This window comes from Methylobacterium sp. CM6246 (assembly GCF_054818005.1).
In genome coordinates this window covers 223,094-243,561 of the sequence record NZ_JBTXKY010000001.1, presented here as the reverse complement: position 1 = coordinate 243,561, position 20,468 = coordinate 223,094, and the positions used below count along the sequence as shown (strand labels likewise).

At 69.6% G+C, this 20,468-nt stretch carries 24 protein-coding genes; 11 read left to right on the top strand and 13 right to left on the bottom strand.

The genetic code is table 11. The features are described 5' to 3' along the window. Positions 1 to 178: 178 nt before the first annotated feature. Positions 179 to 2,320 carry a PAS domain-containing protein gene (locus ACYQPG_RS01180; RefSeq protein WP_461230041.1) on the top strand — a complete coding sequence of 714 codons (2,142 nt, stop codon included), beginning with the start codon at positions 179 to 181 and terminating at the stop codon, positions 2,318 to 2,320. A 10-nt stretch (positions 2,321 to 2,330) separates the two neighbouring features. On the opposite strand, the gene ACYQPG_RS01175 is transcribed toward ACYQPG_RS01180, so the two are convergent. The 6 genes from ACYQPG_RS01175 to ACYQPG_RS01150 all read right to left on the bottom strand — a co-directional run bounded on the left by ACYQPG_RS01175 (position 2,331) and on the right by ACYQPG_RS01150 (position 6,821). Then, entirely contained in the window at positions 2,331 to 3,386 is a 1,056-nt protein-coding gene (locus ACYQPG_RS01175; RefSeq protein ID WP_461230040.1) for a serine endopeptidase, read from the bottom strand. A gap of 161 nt (positions 3,387 to 3,547) precedes the next feature. Beyond that, positions 3,548 to 4,861 (bottom strand): MFS transporter, encoded by a 1,314-nt coding sequence (locus tag ACYQPG_RS01170; protein WP_147908090.1) that lies wholly within the window; start codon positions 4,859 to 4,861, stop codon positions 3,548 to 3,550. A 36-nt stretch (positions 4,862 to 4,897) separates the two neighbouring features. Further along, positions 4,898 to 5,041: a hypothetical protein gene (locus tag ACYQPG_RS01165; protein WP_187278418.1), complete on the bottom strand. Its 144-nt coding sequence runs from the start codon at positions 5,039 to 5,041 to the stop codon at positions 4,898 to 4,900. Between the two features lie 197 nt (positions 5,042 to 5,238). Further along, positions 5,239 to 5,742 carry a Ros/MucR family transcriptional regulator gene (locus ACYQPG_RS01160; RefSeq protein WP_461230039.1) on the bottom strand — a complete coding sequence of 168 codons (504 nt, stop codon included), beginning with the start codon at positions 5,740 to 5,742 and terminating at the stop codon, positions 5,239 to 5,241. Between the two features lie 350 nt (positions 5,743 to 6,092). Then, complete coding sequence (locus tag ACYQPG_RS01155; protein ID WP_147939292.1) at positions 6,093 to 6,389, bottom strand: hypothetical protein; 297 nt, start codon at positions 6,387 to 6,389, stop codon at positions 6,093 to 6,095. Between the two features lie 60 nt (positions 6,390 to 6,449). Beyond that, on the bottom strand, positions 6,450 to 6,821 hold the full coding sequence (locus tag ACYQPG_RS01150; RefSeq protein ID WP_461232404.1) for a hypothetical protein: 372 nt from the start codon (positions 6,819 to 6,821) through the stop codon (positions 6,450 to 6,452). Between the two features lie 230 nt (positions 6,822 to 7,051). Between ACYQPG_RS01150 and ACYQPG_RS01145 the strand changes: the two genes are divergently transcribed. Then, positions 7,052 to 7,381, top strand: a complete 330-nt coding sequence (locus tag ACYQPG_RS01145; protein WP_461230038.1) for a hypothetical protein — start codon at positions 7,052 to 7,054, stop codon at positions 7,379 to 7,381. Positions 7,382 to 7,402: 21 nt separating this feature from the next. Here ACYQPG_RS01145 and ACYQPG_RS01140 read toward each other — a convergent pair whose 3' ends face one another. Continuing rightward, a complete protein-coding gene (locus tag ACYQPG_RS01140) occupies positions 7,403 to 7,636 on the bottom strand; it encodes a DUF2171 domain-containing protein (protein ID WP_092037671.1) in 234 nt (77 codons plus the stop codon). A 227-nt stretch (positions 7,637 to 7,863) separates the two neighbouring features. Between ACYQPG_RS01140 and ACYQPG_RS01135 the strand changes: the two genes are divergently transcribed. Next, on the top strand, positions 7,864 to 8,049 hold the full coding sequence (locus ACYQPG_RS01135; RefSeq protein ID WP_147908094.1) for a hypothetical protein: 186 nt from the start codon (positions 7,864 to 7,866) through the stop codon (positions 8,047 to 8,049). A 74-nt stretch (positions 8,050 to 8,123) separates the two neighbouring features. On the opposite strand, the gene ACYQPG_RS01130 is transcribed toward ACYQPG_RS01135, so the two are convergent. Continuing rightward, positions 8,124 to 8,387: a hypothetical protein gene (locus ACYQPG_RS01130; RefSeq protein WP_147939290.1), complete on the bottom strand. Its 264-nt coding sequence runs from the start codon at positions 8,385 to 8,387 to the stop codon at positions 8,124 to 8,126. Positions 8,388 to 8,617: 230 nt separating this feature from the next. On the opposite strand from ACYQPG_RS01130, the gene ACYQPG_RS01125 reads away from it, so the two are divergent. Together ACYQPG_RS01125 and ACYQPG_RS01120 are read left to right on the top strand one after the other, a co-directional pair. Further along, complete coding sequence (locus ACYQPG_RS01125; protein ID WP_419830945.1) at positions 8,618 to 8,983, top strand: hypothetical protein; 366 nt, start codon at positions 8,618 to 8,620, stop codon at positions 8,981 to 8,983. A gap of 366 nt (positions 8,984 to 9,349) precedes the next feature. Then, positions 9,350 to 9,613 carry a hypothetical protein gene (locus tag ACYQPG_RS01120; RefSeq protein WP_147853809.1) on the top strand — a complete coding sequence of 88 codons (264 nt, stop codon included), beginning with the start codon at positions 9,350 to 9,352 and terminating at the stop codon, positions 9,611 to 9,613. A gap of 30 nt (positions 9,614 to 9,643) precedes the next feature. Here the strand turns inward: ACYQPG_RS01120 and ACYQPG_RS01115 are convergent, their stop codons facing one another. Both ACYQPG_RS01115 and ACYQPG_RS01110 read right to left on the bottom strand, forming a co-directional pair. Beyond that, positions 9,644 to 10,384: a DUF4336 domain-containing protein gene (locus ACYQPG_RS01115; protein ID WP_461230037.1), complete on the bottom strand. Its 741-nt coding sequence runs from the start codon at positions 10,382 to 10,384 to the stop codon at positions 9,644 to 9,646. A 104-nt stretch (positions 10,385 to 10,488) separates the two neighbouring features. After that, the gene (locus tag ACYQPG_RS01110; protein ID WP_461230036.1) at positions 10,489 to 11,067 is read right to left on the bottom strand and encodes a YgjV family protein; all 579 of its coding nucleotides are present in this window, start codon (positions 11,065 to 11,067) and stop codon (positions 10,489 to 10,491) included. A 534-nt stretch (positions 11,068 to 11,601) separates the two neighbouring features. On the opposite strand from ACYQPG_RS01110, the gene ACYQPG_RS01105 reads away from it, so the two are divergent. Both ACYQPG_RS01105 and egtD read left to right on the top strand, forming a co-directional pair. Continuing rightward, on the top strand, positions 11,602 to 12,564 hold the full coding sequence (locus tag ACYQPG_RS01105) for a methyltransferase (protein WP_461230035.1): 963 nt from the start codon (positions 11,602 to 11,604) through the stop codon (positions 12,562 to 12,564). Continuing rightward, positions 12,561 to 13,520 carry an L-histidine N(alpha)-methyltransferase gene (gene egtD / locus ACYQPG_RS01100; RefSeq protein ID WP_461230034.1) on the top strand — a complete coding sequence of 320 codons (960 nt, stop codon included), beginning with the start codon at positions 12,561 to 12,563 and terminating at the stop codon, positions 13,518 to 13,520. Before ACYQPG_RS01105 ends, egtD begins: the two co-directional genes overlap by 4 nt. 438 nt (positions 13,521 to 13,958) lie before the next feature. Here egtD and ACYQPG_RS01095 read toward each other — a convergent pair whose 3' ends face one another. Beyond that, the gene (locus ACYQPG_RS01095; protein ID WP_461230033.1) at positions 13,959 to 14,192 is read right to left on the bottom strand and encodes a hypothetical protein; all 234 of its coding nucleotides are present in this window, start codon (positions 14,190 to 14,192) and stop codon (positions 13,959 to 13,961) included. Between the two features lie 451 nt (positions 14,193 to 14,643). On the opposite strand from ACYQPG_RS01095, the gene ACYQPG_RS01090 reads away from it, so the two are divergent. From ACYQPG_RS01090 to ACYQPG_RS01075, 4 genes are all read left to right on the top strand, one after another. Next, positions 14,644 to 15,609, top strand: a complete 966-nt coding sequence (locus tag ACYQPG_RS01090) for a helix-turn-helix domain-containing protein (protein ID WP_461230032.1) — start codon at positions 14,644 to 14,646, stop codon at positions 15,607 to 15,609. Between the two features lie 185 nt (positions 15,610 to 15,794). Then, complete coding sequence (locus ACYQPG_RS01085; RefSeq protein ID WP_461230031.1) at positions 15,795 to 17,861, top strand: OPT family oligopeptide transporter; 2,067 nt, start codon at positions 15,795 to 15,797, stop codon at positions 17,859 to 17,861. Then, positions 17,858 to 18,349: a DUF2243 domain-containing protein gene (locus ACYQPG_RS01080; protein WP_461230030.1), complete on the top strand. Its 492-nt coding sequence runs from the start codon at positions 17,858 to 17,860 to the stop codon at positions 18,347 to 18,349. The genes ACYQPG_RS01085 and ACYQPG_RS01080 overlap by 4 nt, the downstream gene beginning before the upstream one ends. Next, positions 18,346 to 18,516, top strand: coding sequence for a hypothetical protein (locus ACYQPG_RS01075; RefSeq protein WP_419830938.1), 171 nt, complete (start codon positions 18,346 to 18,348; stop codon positions 18,514 to 18,516). The genes ACYQPG_RS01080 and ACYQPG_RS01075 overlap by 4 nt, the downstream gene beginning before the upstream one ends. Before the next feature lie 3 nt (positions 18,517 to 18,519). On the opposite strand, the gene ACYQPG_RS01070 is transcribed toward ACYQPG_RS01075, so the two are convergent. After that, the gene (locus tag ACYQPG_RS01070; protein WP_461230029.1) at positions 18,520 to 19,275 is read right to left on the bottom strand and encodes an amino acid ABC transporter ATP-binding protein; all 756 of its coding nucleotides are present in this window, start codon (positions 19,273 to 19,275) and stop codon (positions 18,520 to 18,522) included. Beyond that, positions 19,272 to 19,952: an amino acid ABC transporter permease gene (locus ACYQPG_RS01065; RefSeq protein ID WP_461230028.1), complete on the bottom strand. Its 681-nt coding sequence runs from the start codon at positions 19,950 to 19,952 to the stop codon at positions 19,272 to 19,274. The genes ACYQPG_RS01070 and ACYQPG_RS01065 overlap by 4 nt, the downstream gene beginning before the upstream one ends. Positions 19,953 to 20,468 lie beyond the last annotated feature (516 nt).

Here is a 20,468-nt window from a genome sequence, read left to right as displayed (position 1 = left end):
CCCCCACGGGCGATGCCGCTGCCATGGCTGTGTGCGAACCCGTATTAATCTTGCCGAAGCCCGAACCGGGGGCTGCGATGCACGTGCATGACACCGCCAACCGAGCCTGCGCGACCGATCGCGAGCCCGGTCTGGCGGTGCGAAGGGCTGCCGCAGGACCGCGCAGTTCGAGCGAGCCATGAGCGCCACGGCCGCATTTCTGCCTGGAGGCGGCGAACTGGGCGCGATCGTCCGGGCCTACGACTGGGCGACGACGCCGCTGGGTCCAATCGCCCGCTGGTCTCAGAGCCTGCGCTCCGCGGTCAGCACCGTGCTGCTGTCGCCGGTGCCGATCGTGCTGCTCTGGGGCGCGGACGGCATCATGATCTACAACGATGCCTACTCGGCTTTCGCGGGCGGCCGGCACCCGCAGCTCCTCGGCTCGAAGGTCCGCGAGGGCTGGCCTGAGGTCGCCGACTTCAACGACAACGTCATGCGGGTGGGGCTCGCCGGCGGCACGCTGTCCTACAAGGATCAGGAACTCACTCTGCACCGCTACGGCCGACCCGAGCAGGTCTGGATGAATCTCGACTACTCGCCGGTGCTCGACGAGGCCGGGCAGCCGGCCGGGGTGATCGCAGTCGTGGTCGAGACCACCGAGCGCGTGCTCGCGGAGCAGCGGCTGAAGGCGAGCCAGGCGCTGGCTCAGCTCTATGCCGACCGCATCCAGCTCGCCCTGTCGGCCGGCGCGATCATCGGCACCTGGGTGTGGGATCTGCCCGCCGACGCGTTCACCGTGGACGAGGCCTTCGCCCGCAGCTTCGGCCTCGATCCGGCCCTCGGCCGGGTCGGGCTCAGCCTCGAGCAGGTAATCGCTACGGTCCATCCCGAAGACCGGCAGGGGCTGATCGCGGCGATCAACGAGGTCATCGCCCGCGGGGGGGCGTACGCGCACCAGTACCGGGTGCGGCGCACCGACGGGAAGTACTACTGGATCGAGGCGAACGGCCGGGTCGACCGCGCTCCGGACGGGACGCCGCTGAGCTTCCCGGGGGTGCTGATCAATGTCGAGGACCGCCGGGCCATCGAGGCCGAGCGCGACCGCGCCATCATGATGCTGCGCACCCTTACCGACACGCTGGAGCAGCGTGTTGCCGAGCGGACCAGCGAACTGATGCGCGCCGAAGACGCCCTGCGTCAGTCGCAGAAGATGGAGGCGGTTGGCCAGCTCACAGGCGGTGTCGCACACGACTTCAACAACCTGCTGACGATCATCCGTTCCTCGGTGGACTTCCTGCGCCGGCCCGATCTGCCGGAGGCGCGCAAGACCCGCTACCTCGATGCGGTCTCCGACACGGTGGACCGCGCCGCCAAGCTCACCGGCCAGCTCCTCGCCTTCGCCCGGCGGCAGGCGCTCAAGCCCGAGGTGTTCCATGTTGGGCAGAAGGTCCGCGGGATCGCCGACATGCTCGACACCGTGATCGGCGCCCGCGTCCGGGTGATCGCCGAGGTCCCGGACGAGCCCTGCCATATCCGGGCTGACGTCAGCCAGTTCGAGACCGCCCTGGTGAACATGGCGGTCAACGCCCGGGACGCCATGAACGGGGAGGGCACGCTGACCCTGCGGCTCGCCGGCGGTCGGACTATGCCGGCGATCCGCGGGCATGCCGGGGCCGACACCGCCTTCGTGGCGGTGTCGCTGACCGATACCGGCTCAGGGATCTCGGGGGCCGACCTGGGTCGTCTGTTCGAGCCGTTCTTCACCACCAAGGAGGTCGGCAAGGGCACCGGCCTCGGCCTCAGCCAGGTGTTCGGATTCGCCAAGCAGTCTGGCGGCAACGTCGACGTCACCAGCGCGCCGGGGCAGGGGGCGACCTTCACCCTGTATCTGCCGCAGGTCGAGGTCGATCGCGGGATCGACGAGGCGGAGGGCGTCCCGGCGACAATTTCGCCGCTCGGCACCGGGCAGCGGGTCCTGGTGGTCGAGGACAATGTCGAGGTCGGTCAGTTCGCCACCCAGATCCTGCAGGATCTCGGCTACGAAACCGTCTGGGCGGCCAACGCCGAGGCGGCGCTCGAGCGGCTCGGCCGGGACGGCGGCGGGTTCGAGGTGGTGTTCTCGGACGTGGTCATGCCCGGGATGGGCGGCCTGGCGCTCGCCCAGGAGCTGGCGCGCCGCCTTCCGGACCTGCCGGTGCTGCTGACCTCGGGCTACAGCCACGTCCTGGCCCAGGAAGGCACCCACGGCTTCGAGTTGCTACACAAGCCCTATTCCGCCGACCAGCTCGGGCGCGTGCTGAGCCGGGTCGTCGGACGGCCCACACCAGCCTCGGTGGAGTGAAGGCGACGCCTTAAGCCGCCGGCAGGACCGCACCGGCCCCCGGGGTGCCGCAGGCGTGGCAGAACCGCTCGAAGGTGCTCTTGCGCTGCGTGCAGGCTTGGCAATCCTCGAACAGGCCGAGCCCGCAATGGGGGCAGAAATTCGTGTTCGGATCGCCGAGCGCGACCGGCCGCTCGCAGCCCGGGCAGATCTTCTTGGCAAGTCGGGCCAGAGCCTGATCGGTGGCGATCTCGGTGCGGCGCTCCTCGTTGGGCCGTGTCTCGACCAGCGCCTGACGTGCGCGGTAGGCATGCAGGGCGTTGATCGCCGCCCGACCGCCGACCAGCGTCACGACCACGCCGACACCGTACTGCACGTAGCCGCCGTAGCTCGGCATGTACGGGACCAGCTCGACGAAGAACGCGAAGGCGGCGGCGAACGCGAAGCCCCAGACGAACGGCCAGTTGCGCGTGTTCCGCCGCTTCAGCAGCAGCCATCCGGCGAGCACCAGCAGCGGCAGGGTCAGAGCGAGCCGGTAGCCGAACACCCGGAGTTCCTGGCCACGCTCCGCCGAGTCGAGCTTCTGCTGAGCCGCCGCGCGGAGTTCGCCGTCCACCCGGCTCTGGTCCTGCTCCCGCTCGGACAGCGTGCGCTGCGTTTCGGCAAGCCCGGCCAGCCGCTCCTCGATCGTCCGCTCGGCGTCCTTGAGTGCGTCGAGCTGCCGGGTGCGTGCGATGAGTCCCGGATCCTGATCGACGCGCTGGGTCGCATCCCTGGTCTTTAGCCAATTGGCGAAGGTCTCGCGGGCGCCTTCCGAGGCCGCCTGGGCGGCATCGAGGGCGAGTTGGTCCCGCTCCGTCCGGCGCCGGCTGTCGTCCATCTCGCGGCGGATTTGCTTCAGCGCGTCGGTCGAGGCCCGGGCTTGGTCGTATCCGAGGAACTGCTCGAGGGTGTAGTGCTGCTCCACCTGCGGCAGGTCGCCAACGACCAGGGAGCCCAGCCCGATCAGGAACCAGGCGAACAGCAGTGCGACGAGCCAGAGGGCGACGTTGAACCAGCGCTCGGACAATCGGGAACCAGCACGCACGCCGTCGACTCCACAGATCCCATTATCGCCCGCCGCACACGCGTCGGACCGACGACCGTGAGCCGTGCTCGACCGCTATTCGGTCGGGCACGGCTCCGGTGTCGGCAAGCTCTAGCATAGGTCGGCCTCCGCCCAACTCGGTCGGCTGACGGAGCCGATAGTCAGCGGGCCGACGCTGTTCGCGAGGCGCCCGGCGCGGCGCGTGCCCGGCCAGGAACAAGCGACAGTCCGGCCGAAATCAGCGCGAACAGGATCAGCGGCGTCAGGCTCAGAGTGAAGCTGCCGGTGGCATCCTTGATCGCGCCGATCAGGTAGGGGCCTAGGAATCCGCCGAGATTGCCCACAGCGTTGATCGCCGCGATGCTGGCAGCCGCCGCAGCCGGCGGCAGCTCCTCGGTCGCCAGGGCCCAGAACGGCCCCTTCAGCATGTAGACGCCGACCGCCGCGACGGTCAGCGCCCCGACCAGCGGCAGGATCCCATTCAGGACGGTCCCGCCTGCCAGCCCTGCGGCCAGGACCAGGAACGGGATGGCGAGGTGCCAGCGCCGCTCGCCGACCTGGTCGCTGTGCCGCCCCCACAGGATCATCGCCACGGAGGCGACACCGTAGGGAACGCTGTTCAGCAGGCCGGTCTCGAAATTGCCCAGGCCGTAGCTCTTGACGATCTGCGGGGTCCAGAAGGTCAGGCCGTAACTACTGGCGGTCGAGCCGAAATAGATGGCGGCGAACAGGATCAGCCGCCGATCGCGCAGCATCGTTCCAAGCGACGGCGAGGCGGCACCGCCGCTGCGCGCGGCGTTCCGGGCGGATTCTTCCTTCAGGCGTCCCTCCAGCCAGTCCCGCTCGGCCGGCGGGAGCCATTTCGCGTGGCGCGGCCCATCGGGCAGGAACCACAGCACGGCCCCGGCCATCAGGACGGCGGGCAGGCCTTCCAGGATGAACAACCACTGCCAGCCGCGCAGACCCCATCCGTTCAGGCCGAGCAGCGCCCCGGAGATCGGCGAGCCCAGGAACGACGAGATCGGGATCGAGATCATGAAGATGCCGACGATCCGAGCCCGGTACGCCGAGGGGAACCAGTAGGTCAGGTACAGGATCACGCCCGGGAAGAACCCGGCCTCGGCAACGCCCAGCAGGAAACGCAGGGCAATGAACGACCAGGGACCCTGCACCATCGCCATCGCCATGGAGATCACACCCCAGGTCGCCATGATCCGGGCGATCCAGAGCCGCGCCCCGAACCGCTCCAGCATCAGGTTGCTGGGGACCTCCATCAGGAAGTAGCCGAGGAAGAAGATTCCGGCGCCCCAGCCGAACAGCGTGGCGGTCAATCCGACATCGTGGTTCATCTGGATGGCCGCGAAGCCGACATTCACCCGGTCCAGGAAGGACACGAAGTAGGCGAGGATCAGGAACGGCACCAGCCGCCACCCGATCCGCCGCATCGCCGATCGTTCGAGTTCAGACTCAGCCATGATGATCCTCCTCGGCGGCGGCTGTCTTCGAGCCGCTCACGGGTGCAGGCGCAGGCTCCGGGCGCGCCGGTTCGGCGCTCCGGCGTCGGAGTTTTCGACATCGAAAAGGCAGGCGGCCGTGCGCATCCACTCGAACGGCGCGCCCCGGTCGTCCGGGCCGGAGTCGATCGTGGACGCCATCAGAGCGCCGCCGCAGCGCAGCGCGTGCGGATCATCTCGGGTTTCCTCGCGGCCCGTCGGTTCGATTGCCGATCTTGGTCAGCCGATCTAACGCGAAAGCCCGATGACCGGAAGTCGTCGCCCGATGAAGACCTCCGATTTGTCGCGGGTTTACCGGATCGCGGCCGACGCCGGGGTGCCCCGGGGCGGGCGCAACCTCACGCCGGCTTGCGTGCGCGGGCGGGCTTTGCCGCCGGAGCCTCGACCGTCTCAGCGGCCTCGGAGGCGTGCGCGGCAGGCTTCCGACGCTTGTGGCCGAGGCCTGCGGTGCGGGCGAACTCGGCGCGCATGGCCGAGTAGTTGGCAGCGGTGGCCGGGTAGTCGCGTGGCAGCCCGAAACGCTCTCGATAGGCCTCGATGGTAAGGCCATGGCCGCTCAGGTGCCGCTTCAGGGTCTTGTACGGCTTGCCGTCGATGAAACTGATCAGCGCGTCGGGGGTGATCGACTTCCGGATCTGGCCGGGCGTGGTCTTCTTGGCGTCCGGCTCGGCGGGTGTGCCGGCCTGACCAAGCCCCGTGAGGGCTTCATGGACACGCGACAGCAGGGTCGCCAGTTCGGGCATCGGGACGGAATTGTTGGATACGTATGCCGACACGATGTCGGCGGTCAGAGCAATGACATCGGTCTGATCGTCTTGCTGTAATGCGGTGTCGTCTTCCATGGGCAGCTCTCGCGAGGACAGTACGCGATGAACATCGCTGTATCTGTCGGCAGTCAAGCGCTAAATCGCACAAAACAAATGACGCTGTGGGTTATCGACTGTTGTATCGAATGAATACCAACATAGATTTGCAACGGTGTAAGCGTGGGACTGCGTTCCGCTGGCTCAGGCCCAACGGCGAGGCGCGTCGAGCCGCCGGGCGCCCGCCGCGTGACGGCCCGTTCGAGATGTCTTAACGATCCTGTGGTCTCTCGAGGCGTCGCTGCGGCCTCGAGGGGTACGAAGCCGAACGACAGGCGGGCCGAGCCCTGCCCTTCATGCTCGGCCCGCGCCATTCTACCTGGCAGCGCTCAGGCGTTGGCTGCGTGCCCGATCGGCGCTGGTATCGTTCCGCGATTGACCGACGGCGCGGCGGCCGGAAGCGTCGCGCTGGATCCGTATTCGGCGCGGTAGGCGCGCTCCAGGGTCATCAGTGTACGCATCGGCGCCTCGGCCAGATCGAGCAGCCGTGCGTCTCGCCAGCGCGGCTTAGTCAGCTTCTTGCGGCTGAACCAGCGCGGCCTTTCTTCCTCGACGAGCAGAATCAGCTTGCCCGACCACGTTTTCCGAAACCAGAACCGCCCCGTGAGCTTGCCTGCGCCGAACATGGCAGCACCTTGCATGAGAGTCCGGAACGACAACGCCCCCGAAACTCGGCGGTTTCCCTGTCACCCGCTGGTGCGGGCCTGGAGGCGCCGGTCCACCCAGGATGCCAACCCGAGGCCCACAATGCCGCCCACCAGCGCCGCTGCCGCCTTCACGAGGAAGTCGTCAAACCGGCCGTGACGCGTACCCGTGAGGGACTGCCCGGCTTCCAGCCCGCCGGCCAGCAGCACGGCTCCGAGCAGGATCCACGGCCAGCGACGCGGGTAGCCCAGGGTCAGAAGAAGGCCGGCCAACGCGTAGGCGGCCGCCCGCTCGAAGCTGGGATTGGCCGTCACCACCGGACGGAGGCCGATCGGCACCAGCGTGATGGCGACGATCGCCGCCACCAGGATCCAGGCCGCGACCCGCACGAGACCCAGTGCCCACTTCTCCATCATGCGCCGCATATCCCGTAACCCTTTGCCGAGCCTCCGGCTTACAGGGCCTTAGGGTTGGAAACTGTTGCAGTTCGGCGGCCAGGGCCGGGAAAGCCGATGCCGCAAGTTCAACCGACGGTCCGAGCGGCGTCGCAGGCTTGGCGCCTCATCCGAGTGGGCAGCTTCTGATCGCGAGTGTTGCTTGTTCGTTCTAGGCACTAGGTCGTCGAATCGGGCATAGAGGCGTCATGCGCCCGCCCGTGCTCAGCCTCCTCGCGATGCTCGTCCTGATCGACGCTGGGTCGACAGCGATGGCGGCGGCGACCGATCCGCGTGCGCTCGAACGGGCGTGGCATCGCTGCTTGCGGGAATCCTACGCCCATCAGCCGCCCGGTCAGAGCCGGGCTGGGGACGAACGCAACGCCCTCGACGAATGCAAGGTGCAGGAAGATGCGTTCGTGGCGTCGCTCATAGCAGCCGGGCCTGCGCAGGATGGCAGAACCGGGACCGTCTGGGCCCGGACCTGGGCAGCCTTCGTGGAGCCGCTCACCGCCTGGATCGGCGGTCTTCGGCGTTGAGCCTGCGCCGATGCGTGCCGATCAGGAGGTCGACCACTCGCGCTTCACCTCGTCGGCCGGCCGGTCGAGATGGACCTTGCCGCCCTCGACGGCCCGAACGAAGTCGAGCGGGATGTAGTGGTGGAGGCCACCCGCCGCCGCGTCGCGCTTGGTCAGTTTGATCTCGCCTTTGTCGATGTGATCGACGGTTCCAACATGGGCCCCGTCCGAGCCGACGACCTCGGCGTGTTCCTGGATCTGCGCAGCGTCCACCATCTTCATCCTCCCTGTGAAGTCGTCAAACCGTGCCCTGCTCACAGCGGTTCCTGGCTGCGCCATTCCAGCTCAGGCCTGGGTTTCATGGATGCAGCGTTCGGGATGCGTGCCGCAGGGTCGCACCGTGCGGACGTGACTGAACCGGCATCTGCCCGGACCGTTGGACCGCCATGACCGAGCCAACATCCGCCTCACTGGAACACGTTGCCGACGCCCGGCGACACGAGATGGCCACCGAACACCTGCTGTTCGGCACGATCCGCTTCCTGGCTCACCGCCACCCGGAACTGCTGGATGAACTTGACGCCAGCTTGGCGCACCTATGGGACCGCGCGGAGGGCGAGGCGCGGGACGACGAGGCCGTGCGCAAGATCGCCAGCCGCATCATCAAGAGCCTCCGGGCGGAGAGCTAGCGACGCCGGGTCGGCCGCCTATCCGTGGCCGACCCGCTAGATGCTGCTTTTCGGGGACACGTGATTGGCGTCTGTCAGCGCGTACAGCCGATGCAGATCCCGCGTGTGATCGCGTCGTTGCGCTGTTCGCCCGGGCTCCGCCGTTCGATGCTGCCGGTCTCGCTGGGTCCGAGTGCGTTCGGATTGGGCACCGTCTGCCCGGTAGCCGCGGTATGTGGGGCCTTCGCAGCCGTGGTCGGACCGCCCCCCGTCCCCGTCTGGCTGATGGATTGTGCCCAGCCTGGCTGAATGCCGACGACGAGGAAGGCGACGGTGGCGATCTTCAAGGGCGCGCGCATGATAACCTCCCGGCGCTTTGTTCTGCGTGGAACTGACGCACTTGCCGAGCGAAAGTTCCGTTGATGCGCAGATTCGGACTTTCAGCTCCAACCGTTGATGTTGCCGCATCCAGATTTCGTACGCCCCATTCAGGACGTCGCCATCCGGCGTATCGGCTAAGTCCTATTGAGGCTTGCCGGCTGCGCGGGATTACTAGTCCCTGACACGGTCGCGCTTAATGGGGCTCCCGATGAACCCGACCGTCAAGGCTGTGTTGCTGAACGAGCGGGCGACCGTCCTCTCGGCCATCGCGGCCCGTGAAGGGACCGTCTCAGACCTTCTTGTCCAGTTGAATGGCGTAGAAAATGACATCTGGCGGTTGCGTCACCGCTTGATCGACCTGGAAGCCTATCTGGTCGGCCAGCGGATCGACCTGCCGGCGGATCCGACCGACCCGGAAGCGGCTGCCCCATGCCTGGATGCAGTGGCGACCCCGGCATCAGGCCTGCCGGCTTGCAAGCCCCTCGACGATTTTGTGCGCCACAGGTCCGGCAAGCGAAAGGTCCTCGCCAGCACCGCACCGCGCCGCATCGAGGATGCGAGCCGCTCGGCCTGAGCCTTCCATGCGGATCGGCGCGGCTTGGTTGAGGCGGAGCCGGGTCAGGCTTCCCGCAGGTCGGAGCCAATTACCGGAAAGCCTGACCCGGCTCATCGGCGACCGCCGCGTAGAGTCGATGCCCGTATGGGCTATCGATCGCAAGCGCGATATCCTGCTTGCCGCGATCGCCCTGGCGATCTTGGCATCGGTTGGAGGACCTAGTGTTCCGGCATGGTGAGCTGTCTTGGCCCCGGGGCAGGGCGTGAGCGCCATGTAGACCCGGCTCGCGGTCGTTCGGATCGCTGATGCGGCTTCCGCCGGGATTGCCGAGACCCCCATCCTGAGGCCTATCTGAGGCCTGCGAGGATCCGAAAGGGGTGAGGGATGGGCAACCGGGATGGTGCCGGCGCGTCGAATGCGCGGATCGCCGAGGTCCAGCGCCTCGCGACCGCCCTGGCTGCCCGGGTGCGATACGCCCAGCTGGTTCAGCGGCCGATCTTCGAGGAGCAGGTCAATGCCCTGGTCGGCGCGGCGCGGCTGTTGGACGAGGAGAGGGTACCCTGGCCGCCCATGGTGGAAGAGGTGTTGATGGAGCTGGCCAAGTCGCTGGACAGCTCCGGGGATACCGACACGCCAGCGGAGCCCTGAGGCTGGGACGGCCGGCCGACCGGTCGGCGGTCAGCTGAAGTCGCCGAGCCAGCGCAGCGAGTGGCGCAGGCGTGCGGTGCCCTCCCGTGCGAACCAGAGCCCGTGCGCGAAGACAACGGCTTCGGGCTTGAGGGCCACGAGATCCGCCGCGCCCCGGGCCGCGTCGCGCCGACGCAGCTTGATCACGAGGCGCAGATAGGGCGGCGGCTTCCCCTCCGGCGCGGTCATTCCGGCCAGCCGCAGCAGCGGGCGCAGGAGCGCCGGCATCTTCGCCGGTTCCAGGTTCAGGACGAGGTCGGTGAGCACCAGCGTCCGGCTGCGCTTGTGGAAGAAGGCGACCTCGCGGAAGCCGAGGCCGCCCGGCACCACCTGCTGGCGCAGGTCCGCCTGCCACTCGGGTGGCGCAGCGTCCCCGAGCACGCGGTCGATCCGCAGGCCGGAGCGGCGAACCTGTCTGCGCTGGCGCAGGTTGGGCGCCGCCCAGGTCAGCGCCTCCGGACACTGGCTCTGCCAGTCCTTCAGGAAGGTCCAGTGCGCTATGTTCGGCGCGACGAGGTGGCGGATCGGTCCCAGCGCCTCGATCGCCCGATGCAGCGCCGCGTCGTAGCGGGTTGGCGAATGGAGCCACAGGCCACCATCGCCGAGCCGGACCACGGTCATCCGCACCGGGAGCGGGAAGCCCAGGATCCGCAACGGGCCGCTGTCGACGATCCAGACGCCCTCGGCGACCGGCTTGAGCACGTCGAGGGGTGGATAGGTTGCTTCAGGCAAGGCCTGGTTCTCTCGGCTGCCTCCGGCTGTGCGGCCGGAAAGTGAGGCAACCGCCGCGGCGCATCGGGTTTCCCGGATGGATCGCCGCAGCCCGCTGCCTCAGGTCAGGCCTGAAGATAGGTGGGCGCCGCGATGGGCCGGGCCGGGAGGGCGCGCCACAGGGCGATCCCGAGGCCCAGGAGGGTCAGGAGATCGCAGGTCAGCCCGAACACGGAGCCGACGAGGAGGTTGTGGCCGGCCCAGCACAGGGACGCGCCCAGGAACAGCAGGCGCATCGTCTGGGGCGCGGCCTGCAGGCGTGCGGCCGTCGCCAGCAGGGTGCCGATCGCCGCGCAGGCGGAGGGCGTCCCGTTCCAGGTGGCGATCGTCAGCCAGACCGCCAGCAGGGTGGTGGCGGCGAACAGGGGATGGACCCATCCGTTCCGGTTCGGTGCGCCGAGGCAGGTCAGGGAGACCAGGCTCTGCACCACCGCGATGGCGCACATCGCGGCGCCGGTGAGCGCTCCGAGCGTCAGGTAGTGGGCGCCGAAGCAGGCGGCGCAGGCCGCCGACCCGGCAAGCATCCACGGGCGGCGCGGCATCAGGCCGGCAATGAATCCCAGGGTCAGGCCCAGGGATCCGAAGATGTCGAGATGGGTCCCGGCGAGATCATACCAGGTCAATACGGTGTCGGCGGCAATCATCGGTCGCGCTCAGCCGGCGCGGATGCGCCGTTTCCGCCGAATGCGCTAGGTTCGCATGGTAATCAGATGGTTAACGATAAATCGCCCGGTGATCACGTCCCTGCGAGGGTGGCGAAACGGCCGCACGGGCGACGCGCTCAGATCTACCGCGTACATCAAGTATTGGATCGGCAATAACCCGAGAATAACATAGGTTATCGCTCGGTTGTCCGGAGATAAATCCGGGAACAAGGCCTGAGAATTCCAGTTGCCGGGGTATTCATTCGGACGTGTCCGGGGCCGATCGAGGCCGCGGGGCGTCCGCTCCTGCCGTCCTGCGGCGACCCGACCCGACGCGCCCATGCAGCTTTCCAACCCGGATATCCGTCGCCCGATCGCCGTCCCGGCCCGGCTCCGCGCGCCCGGCGGCACCGGTCCCTTCGCGGTCCCGGCCCGCGCGCAGCGCCGGACGACGCGAAGAATCGACGAAGTCTGGGGCCACCACCCGCCCGGGTCCCGCCAGACTTCGCGTAGCCGGCAGGCGGGGTCCGGCCGATGACCCGATCCGCAGCGTTTCCCGAAAACCAGGATGCCCTGCTGGCCCTGGGGCGCACCCTGCGCGACAGCGGCTACACCTTTACGACGGTGACCCCCGCGACCCATGCCATCGTCAACGCACGGTCGTGCAACGCCGAGGCGCGCACACTGCGCGACGTGATTGGCTGGAGCCGCCCGTTCCGGCCCGAGATCCTGTCCGGAGAGATCCTGAGCCGGCTTCGGGATGCCGGGGCCGTGGTCGAGGACGGCGCGCTGCTGCGCCCGACCGTCCGGTTCTCCAGCCTCGACGGCGAATTGCTCGCGCATTCCTCCTACCCGCCGACCGCCACCGATGCCGTGTTCTTCGGGCCGGACACGATGCGCTTCGTCGCGGCGGTGGTGGCCCATGTGGAGGCACGGCCGACGCCGGTGCGCCGGGCGGTCGATCTCGGCTGCGGCTCCGGAGCCGCCGGGATCTGCATCGCCAAGCGGTCGCCCGGCGCCGAGGTGGTGCTGGTGGACATCAACCCCGCCGCGCTGCGGGCCGCCCGGGTCAACGCCCGGCTGGCCGGGACCGACGGCGTCGATGTCCGGCACAGCGACATGCTGCGCGACGTCGAGGGGACGTTCGACCTGATCGTCTCGAACCCGCCCTTCATGATCGATCCGGCGGCCCGGGCCTACCGGCATGGCGGCGGTCCGCTCGGGGCCGGCCTGCCGCTGGCGGTGGTGGAGCAGGCGATCGCGCGGCTGGCGCCGGGGGGCAGCCTGGTGCTGTTCACCGGGGCGGCGATCGTCGAGGGGGCGGACCCGTTCCGGGACGCGGTGGCCGAGGCCTGCGGCCGCGCCGGCCTGGACTGGACCTACCGCGAGTTCGATCCGGACGAGTACGGTGAGGAGTTGGCCAACCCGGAATATGCCGCCGTCGAGCGCCTCGCCTTGGTGGTGCTCACGGTGACCCAGCCAGGGACCCGGTCATGAGCGAGGCCGATGGCGGGCGCGATGAGGTCCTGGACGACGAGGTCCTGAACGATGTTCTGGCCGGCCTCACGGCCGACGTGAAGACCCTGCCGGGCAAGTATCTCTGGGACGAGACCGGCTCGGACCTGTTCGACCGGATCTGCCACAGCCCCGATTACTATCCGACCCGCCAGGAGATGGCGCTGCTGCCCCGGGTCGCCGCCGTGCTGGCCGGCAAGGTCGCACCGGGCGTGACCGTGGTGGAGTTCGGCAGCGGCGCCAGCCGCAAGATCCGCACCCTGCTCGACGCGCTGACCCGGCCGGCCGCCTACGTGGCGATCGACATCTCCGGCGAATACCTGGAGGGCGCGATCCGGCGCCTGGCCGCGGATTACCCCGACATCGCCATGGTGCCGGTCTGCGCCGACTACGCCAAGCCGGTGCCGCTCCCCGTCGCGGCGGGGCCGGGCGGCATCCTGGGCTTCTACCCGGGCACCAGCATCGGTAACTTCGCGCCCCCGGAGGCCGGCCTGTTCCTGGAGCGGGCGCGCACGACCCTCGGGCCCAGCCTGTTCCTGGTGGGCGCCGACGCCACGGTCGAGCCCGAGCGCCTGCAGCGGGCCTATGCCGGGGCGGACGGTCTGATGGCGGCGTTCCACCGGAACATCCTGGTCCGGCTCAACCGCGAGCTCGGGGCCGACTTCGACCTCGACAACTTCCGGCACGGGATCACCCTGTGCCCCGATCCGCAGCGGGTCGAGGCGCATCTCGAGGCGCTCCGTCCGGCCACCTATCACCTCGGCGGGCAGGCGATCGCGTTTGCGGCGGGCGAGCGCATCCGCACCGACACCTCCCACAAGTACACGTCGGCGGCCTTCCAGGCGCTGGCCCGCCGGAGCGGCTGGCAGCCGCGCGGCCTGTGGCAAGCGGAGGACGGGAGCTTCAACCTGCACCTGCTGGAGCATGCCGGCATGTGAGGCCCCGTCGAGGCCGGGCTCGTTGTCCGGCGTCGCTCGTGGAGCTTGCCCGGCGCGTCGGATGCGCGCTACGGCCGGGGCCGGTCGCTTCTCTCCCAAGGAGGCGTGTGGATCCTCCTCTCACACAGGGGAGGGAGCCGCGCTTGGGGCTGGCCCTTGCGTTCATCCGGCAGCGATGTGCGAATGTCGTGGCGGGCCGGGGGAGGGCACGGGTTCGCGCCGGATCGGCGCATCGTCCTGCCGCGGAAGATCGGGTTGCGGCCTAAAAATCCGTCGGCGCGACCGGCGACGTCCGGTCGAGCCCAGCCGGGGCGAGGGCGCCTCGAACCGATGGCGTCCCAACCACGGCGCGGATCGGACAGGCTTTGGACCGGAGGCGCGCCGGATCGCGCGCGGCGGGTCAGCCGCGCGAAAGACCCTGGACCCCGGCGAAAAATCTCACACCATCTGGAGCGGCCGGTGCTTGTCGTCGTCGGTATCGGTGGCCGCGCCCTTCGGCACGGTGCCGGTCTCGACCATGGCCCGCTGGTCGCGCGGTGGCGGCAGGAAATCCGTCAGGGGGCGCCAGGGCGCAGCCGGCACGCCCATCCGCACGGCGTTGGCCGAGCGGAACATCCATGCCGCGACCAGCATCCAGGGCACGACGAAAAAAACGAACGCAGTGAGTCCCACGACGATCCTCCCGGGCTAAGAGCCGTTCGCGCTCGCCGCCGAAACGAATACTGGTTCGGCATCGGCGAGCGCACTGAATCGACGGCTCTCCTACAAACGCGTGACCGGCCGGCATCGATCCGGGGGCTTCACGCCTCGTCGAAACGTGCCAGGGTGCAGAGGAGAGCCGCGTGGCGATACGCGCTGGGTGCCATGCCGAGGCGTGCGTTCAAACGGCGAGAGAAACGGGCCCGGCTGGCGAAGCCGCAGCCCAACGCCAGGGTGCCGCCGGCCGCAGGTCCGATCGTCACCGTACGGGATGCGTCTGCAAGACCAGTTGCAAGACCAGTCTCAAGACCAGTACCGGCGGCGGTCTAAAACGGAGTAAAATAACGTATGATAAGATTAAGACCGGGCCATCCTGCGATGACGGTTCCAAATCTCGAATCGTCGGCGATGTGCGCGAGGGTGTGTGCAGACGGTCCTTTCTACATGCGAAGTCAAAGAAAACACGCGGTTCAAACTGTGGTGTGAAGTCATCTCCGACCGCATGGGGCCAATTGAGCTGAGTCAGACTTGTGATCGGCCTTTCGAAGGACTGATACAGGCGGCCGATGTCGGCAGCTTGCGGATCACCCGCATTCGCGAAAGCAACGTGCGGTCGGAGATCACGCCGCAGACCCTGCGTCGGCGCGAGCGGACGGGGGCGGTGTTCGCGCTGATCCAGCTCGAAGGCCGCTCGATCAACATCCAGGATGGCCGGGAGGCCATCCAGGGGCCCGGCGAGATCGTGCTGCTGGCCGACCGGCCGAACGTGCACATCTCGGGGCCCAGCGATCAGTCCCTCGTGCTCGAGATCCCGGTCGCGCCCCTGACGCACATGCTGGGGTCGACCCAGCACCTCACCGCCCTGACGTTCGGGGGCGACGACGGCACCGGCGTGCTGGTGAAGGCCTTCTTCACCGATCTCGTCCGGGTCTACGCGGACCTCGACGCCGTGACGGCCGAACGCATGGCCGGTGTCGGCATCGACCTGATCGTGGCGAGCCTCGCCGAGCGGCTGGCCAGGGAGGTGCCGCGACCGCTCCACGGCAGCGTCGTGGTCCAGCGCGCCAAGGCCCATGTCGAGGCCAACCTGGGCGACACGACCCTCGACCCGCCCCGTCTCGCGGCCGCCGTCGGGGTCTCCTTGCGCCGTCTGCAGGAGCTGTTCCACGAGCGCGGCCAGCACATTTCCGACTGGATCTGGCAGCGCCGGCTGGACTCCGCGGCCGAGCGCCTGGCGGATCCGGGCTGCGCCCACATCGCGATCGGCAACCTCGCGTATGGCAGTGGCTTCACCAATCAGGCCCATTTCGCCCGCCGCTTCAAGGCGCGCTACGGCCTGAGCCCCAGCGCGTACCGGGCCGTTTCCGCGAAGCCGCCCCCGGGTCGGTAATCCGACGCGCGCGCGCTGCCGGCTCGGGCCGTGGAGCGTGGCCGCGCGCCGTCGCGACGGGCTCCGTCCCCGTCCTGTCCCCCGTCCCATCCCCGTCCCGTTCCCCTCCCGACCCCGTCGCAACGCCGCAGGCGGGATAGCTTTCGCGACTGCGGTGGTTTGCGGGACGACAGCATGGGGGCAGAATGGACGCCACCAGTCCTAGACTGGCGCCCGAGACCGCGCCAAAGACCGAGACCGGGCCGAAAACCTCGACCGCTCAGGCGCATCAGGCGGAGTTGACCCTGCGCGGCATCGTGCTCGGGGCCGCCATCACGATCGTCTTCATGGCGGCCAACCTCTACATGGGGTTGAAGACCGGGATGACGTTCTCGTCCTCGATCCCGGCCGCAATGCTGTCGATGGGCGCGTTCCGGCTGATGGGCGGCGCCGGCATCCTCGAGAACAACATCGTCCAGACCCAGGCCTCGGCGGCCGGCACCCTGTGCAACGTGATCCTGGTCCTGCCGGGTCTCGTCCTGATCGGGCATTGGCACGGCTTCCCGTTCTGGCAGACCACGGCGGTCTGCGCCCTGGGCGGCCTGCTCGGCGTGGCGTTCTCGATCCCGTTGCGGCGGGCGCTGGTCTCGGGCAGCGACCTGCCCTACCCGGAGGGCATCGCCGCAGCCGAGGTGCTCAAGACCGGCCACGAGGAGGAGGGCGGCCACGGCCTGCGCGACCTGCTGGCCGCCGCCGGGGCGGCCGGAATCGTCGGGCTCGCCACCACGGGGCTGAAGCTCCTGGGCGAGGGGCTCTCCGGCGCGATCAGCCTCGGGGGCGCCGCCTTCCGCACCGGGACCGGGTTCTCCCTGGCGCTGGTCGGCGTCGGCTATCTCGTGGGCATCGGGGCGTGCCTCGCGCTGCTGACCGGCGTGCTGATCGCCTGGGGCATCGCCGTCCCGATCCTGACCGCGCTCTCGCCCGATCCGGGCAAGACCGCCGGGCAGGCCGCCGAGGCGGTCTGGTCGGAGCAGGTACGCCTGATGGGGGCCGGGATCATCGCGGTGGGCGGCCTGTGGACGGTGGCCTCGCTCGCCCGCCCGATCGCGGCCAGCATCCGCACGGCCCTGTCGTCGGCCGGCGGCGGCCTCGGCGCGGACCACCCGCGCGAGGAGCGGGACCTGCCGATCACCTGGGTCGCGGGCGGGGCGCTGGCCCTGTGCGTGCCGCTGGCGCTGCTGTTTGCCGACTTCGCCCAGCCGGCCGGGCTCGGCGGCACGCTGATCGTCTTCGCGGTCGCGGCGACTTTGTTCATGGTGCTGTTCGGCTTCCTCATGGCCGCCGCCTGTGGCTACCTCGCGGGCCTGCTCGGCTCCTCGTCGAGCCCGATCTCGGGGATCGGGATCCTCACCACCATGGCGACCGCGCTGCTGCTGCCGCTGCTGCTGGGCCACGCGACCGGCCCCGACGGCGACCGGTTCGTCACCGGCATGGCGCTGCTGCTCACCGCCGTCATCGTGACGACCGCGTCGATCGCCAACGACAACCTGCAGGACCTCAAGACCGGACAGGTGGTGGGCGCCACCCCGTGGCACCAGCAGGTCGCGCTGGTCATCGGCGTCGGGGTCGGCGCCCTGGTGATCGCGCCGCTCCTGTCGCTGCTCTACCAGGCCTACGGCTTCGTCGGCGCCCCCTCGCGGGAGGGGCTCGACCCGGCGAGCGCCCTGCCGGCGCCTCAGGCCGCCCTGATGACCCAGATCGCGCAGGGCATCACGCACGGCGCGCTGCCCTGGACCATGGTGCTGATCGGCGCCGGGCTCGGCATCGTGCTGGTGGCGGCCGAGGCGTGGCTGAAGCGCCGCGACCTCACCTTCCCGGCGCTCACCGTGGGGATCGGCATGTACCTGCCGCTCTCCGTCGAGGTGACGATCGCCATCGGCGGCATCCTGGGCTGGCTCGCCGAGCGCCGCCTGCGCCGCCGGGTCCGGGGCGACCGGCGGGATACCGTGCTCGCCGCCGCCCGCCGCCGGGGCGTGCTCCTGGCCTCGGGGTTCCTGGTCGGGGAAAGCTGCGTCGGCGTGCTGCTGGCCGGCGCCGACCTCATCGCCGGGCACAGCGCGGCGCTGGCGATCATGGGGCCGGGCTTTGCCGCCACGGCGACTTGGCTGGGGCTGGCGGTGTTCCTGGGGGGGCTGGGCCTCTATTTCCGGCTGGTGTCCACGGCCGATGACGACGCGCCCGGGACCGCCGCCCGCTCTTCGGCCGCGTCATGAGGGCGGCGGCATCCGAAACCCGCTCGTTTCCGCTCAGCGCCGGGATCCTGTTCGGGCTGGGGCTCGGCGGATTCTTCGACGGGATCGTGCTGCACCAGATCCTGCAATGGCACCACATGGTGAGCAGCTGGTACCCGATCGATTCGATCCCGAACCTCGAGCTCAACACCCGCTGGGACGGGATCTTCCACAGCGCCACCTACGTGTTCGTGGTGCTCGGGCTGTTCATCCTGTGGCGCGCCGCCCACCGGGAGCACCTGGCCTGGTCGAACAGGTTGCTGGCCGGCTCGCTGCTGATCGGCTGGGGCCTGTTCAACCTCGTCGAGGGCGTGATCGACCACGAGATCCTCGGCGCCCACCACGTCAACGAGACGATGCCCCGGGACCAGTGGATCTTCTGGGATGTCGGGTTCCTGGTCTGGGGCGTCGCCATGCTGGTCGCCGGCTGGCTGCTGGTCCGGGCGGGCCGCCGGGAGGGGGCGGCGTGAGGCGTCGGCGAAGCGCCCGGCCGACCCTGGCCCTGCCGACCCTGGTTCCCTGGCTCGTGCTCGGGGCCGGCCTGGTCCTGGCGACGATGCCGGCCTGGCGGCCGCTGGTGTTCGGCACCGCACTCACCCTCGACGACCTGCTGAGCCTGCGCTGCCTGTCCGGCTGAGCCTCAGGCGCCGGCCTCGCCGAGCAGGGTCTGGACGAAGCGGCGGGTGCCCGGGTCGGCGGGCCGGGCGAACAGCTCGGCCGGCGGTCCCTGCTCCACAAGCGCGCCGCCGTCGAGGAACGCCACCGTGTCGGCGACCCGCCGGGCGAGGCGCAGGTCGTGGGTCGCCATCAGCATGGTCATGCCCTCGCGGGCGAGGCCGGCCAGCACGTCCACCACCTCGGCGGCGAGTTCGGGATCGAGCGCGGAGGTCGGCTCGTCGCACAGCAGCAGGCGCGGGGAGGGGGCGAGCGCCCGGGCGATCGCCACCCGCTGCTGCTGGCCGCCCGACAGGCTCGCCGGCCACGCCTCGGCCTTGTGGGCGAGGCCGACCCGCGCCAGCAATTCCAGCGCCCGGACCCGGGCCGCGGCCCGGGGCCATTTGCCGACCGTGATCAGCCCCTCGGTGATGTTCTCGATCACCGTGCGGTGGGGAAACAGCTGGAAGTTCTGGAACACCATGCCGGTCTGGCGCCGCACCGCCAGCAGGTCCCGCCGGGCCGGCGCCGTGCCGGGCCGGAAGGTGAGGCGCTGGTCGCCGAGCACCAGCGTGCCGGCCTGCGGGATCTCGAGCAGGTTCACGCAGCGCAGCAGGGTCGACTTGCCCGAGCCCGACGGGCCGATCAGCGCGGTGACCTTCCCCTCCGGGACCGTCAGGTCGATGCCGCGCAGGATCGGGGTGTCGCCGAACCGCTTCTCGATGGCCTGGAGGGCGATCACGCGCGGGCCTCCAGGTAGCCGCCGTAGCGCCCGAGGCGCCGCTCCAGCCCGCCCTGCAGCCAGGACAGGCCCGAGCACAGCACGAGGTAGATCAGCGCCGCCTCGGCGTAGAGGATCAGCGGCTCGTACGTCACCGCCACGATGCGCTGGGCCGCCTGGAACATCTCCGGCACGGTGATCGCGGCGGCGAGCGAGGTGTCCTTCACGAGCGCGATGAAGCTGTTGGACAGGGACGGCACCGCCACCCGCCCCCCCTGGGGCAGGATCGTGCGGCGCAGGGCCTGGGCGGGGGTCATCCCGGTGGCGTAGGCGGCCTCCCACTGGCCCTTCGGGATCGACGCGATGGCGGCGCGCACGATCTCGGACGCGTAGGCGCCGACGTTGAGCGTGAAGCCGATCACCGCGGCCGGGAAGGCGTCGATCAGGATGCCGGCGCTCGGCAGGCCGTAGAAGATCACGAACAGCTGCACCAGCAGCGGCGTGCCTCGGAAGATCCAGACATAGGTCCAGGCGAGCGCCGCCACCGGGCGCGGCCCGAACAGGCGCGCGAGCGCCACCGCCAGGCCGAGGCTCAGCCCGAGCCCGAAGGCGATGAGCGTCAGCGGCACGGTGAACCGGAGACAGGCTTCGAGCAGCGGCCCGAGCGACTGGAGCATGAGGTCGAGCCAGTGCGGCACGGGACGGTGTTTCCTGCGGGATCGGGCGACGGTCTATACGGGTTTGCGCCGCGGATCGCGCGGGGGATTTTTCGGGTCGGTTTCGGATCGCCCGCGCCTGTCGGGGGAATACGGTTCGGTGACCGAACCCGCCCGGCGGGGGCTGACGGGCTCACACCTGTCCGGACAAGGCGCGGGTCCGCTCTCCCGTGCGGGCTACGATGTTCGGACATCGTAGCCGGATGAAGCGACGGCTGGACCCAGGCGCGTCTCCCTCCCCCCTCTGCGGGGGAGGGTGGGCCGGCCGTGAGGCCGGGTCGGGAGAGGGGAACCCGGCCTCAGAAATGGGCGCGACCGGCATGACGGGCAAAGTCCGTTTCTGCACCGTCGCTCCCCTCTTGTGGGACTTCGTCCCGGCCCGACCCCCTCCGGGGGCCACCCTCCCCCGCAAAGGGGGGAGAGAGGGGGCGTGTCTGCCTCGAAAGGGACTTCTCTTCCCGCCGCCGAGGGTCCGAATTGCGATGTGCGAACATCGTA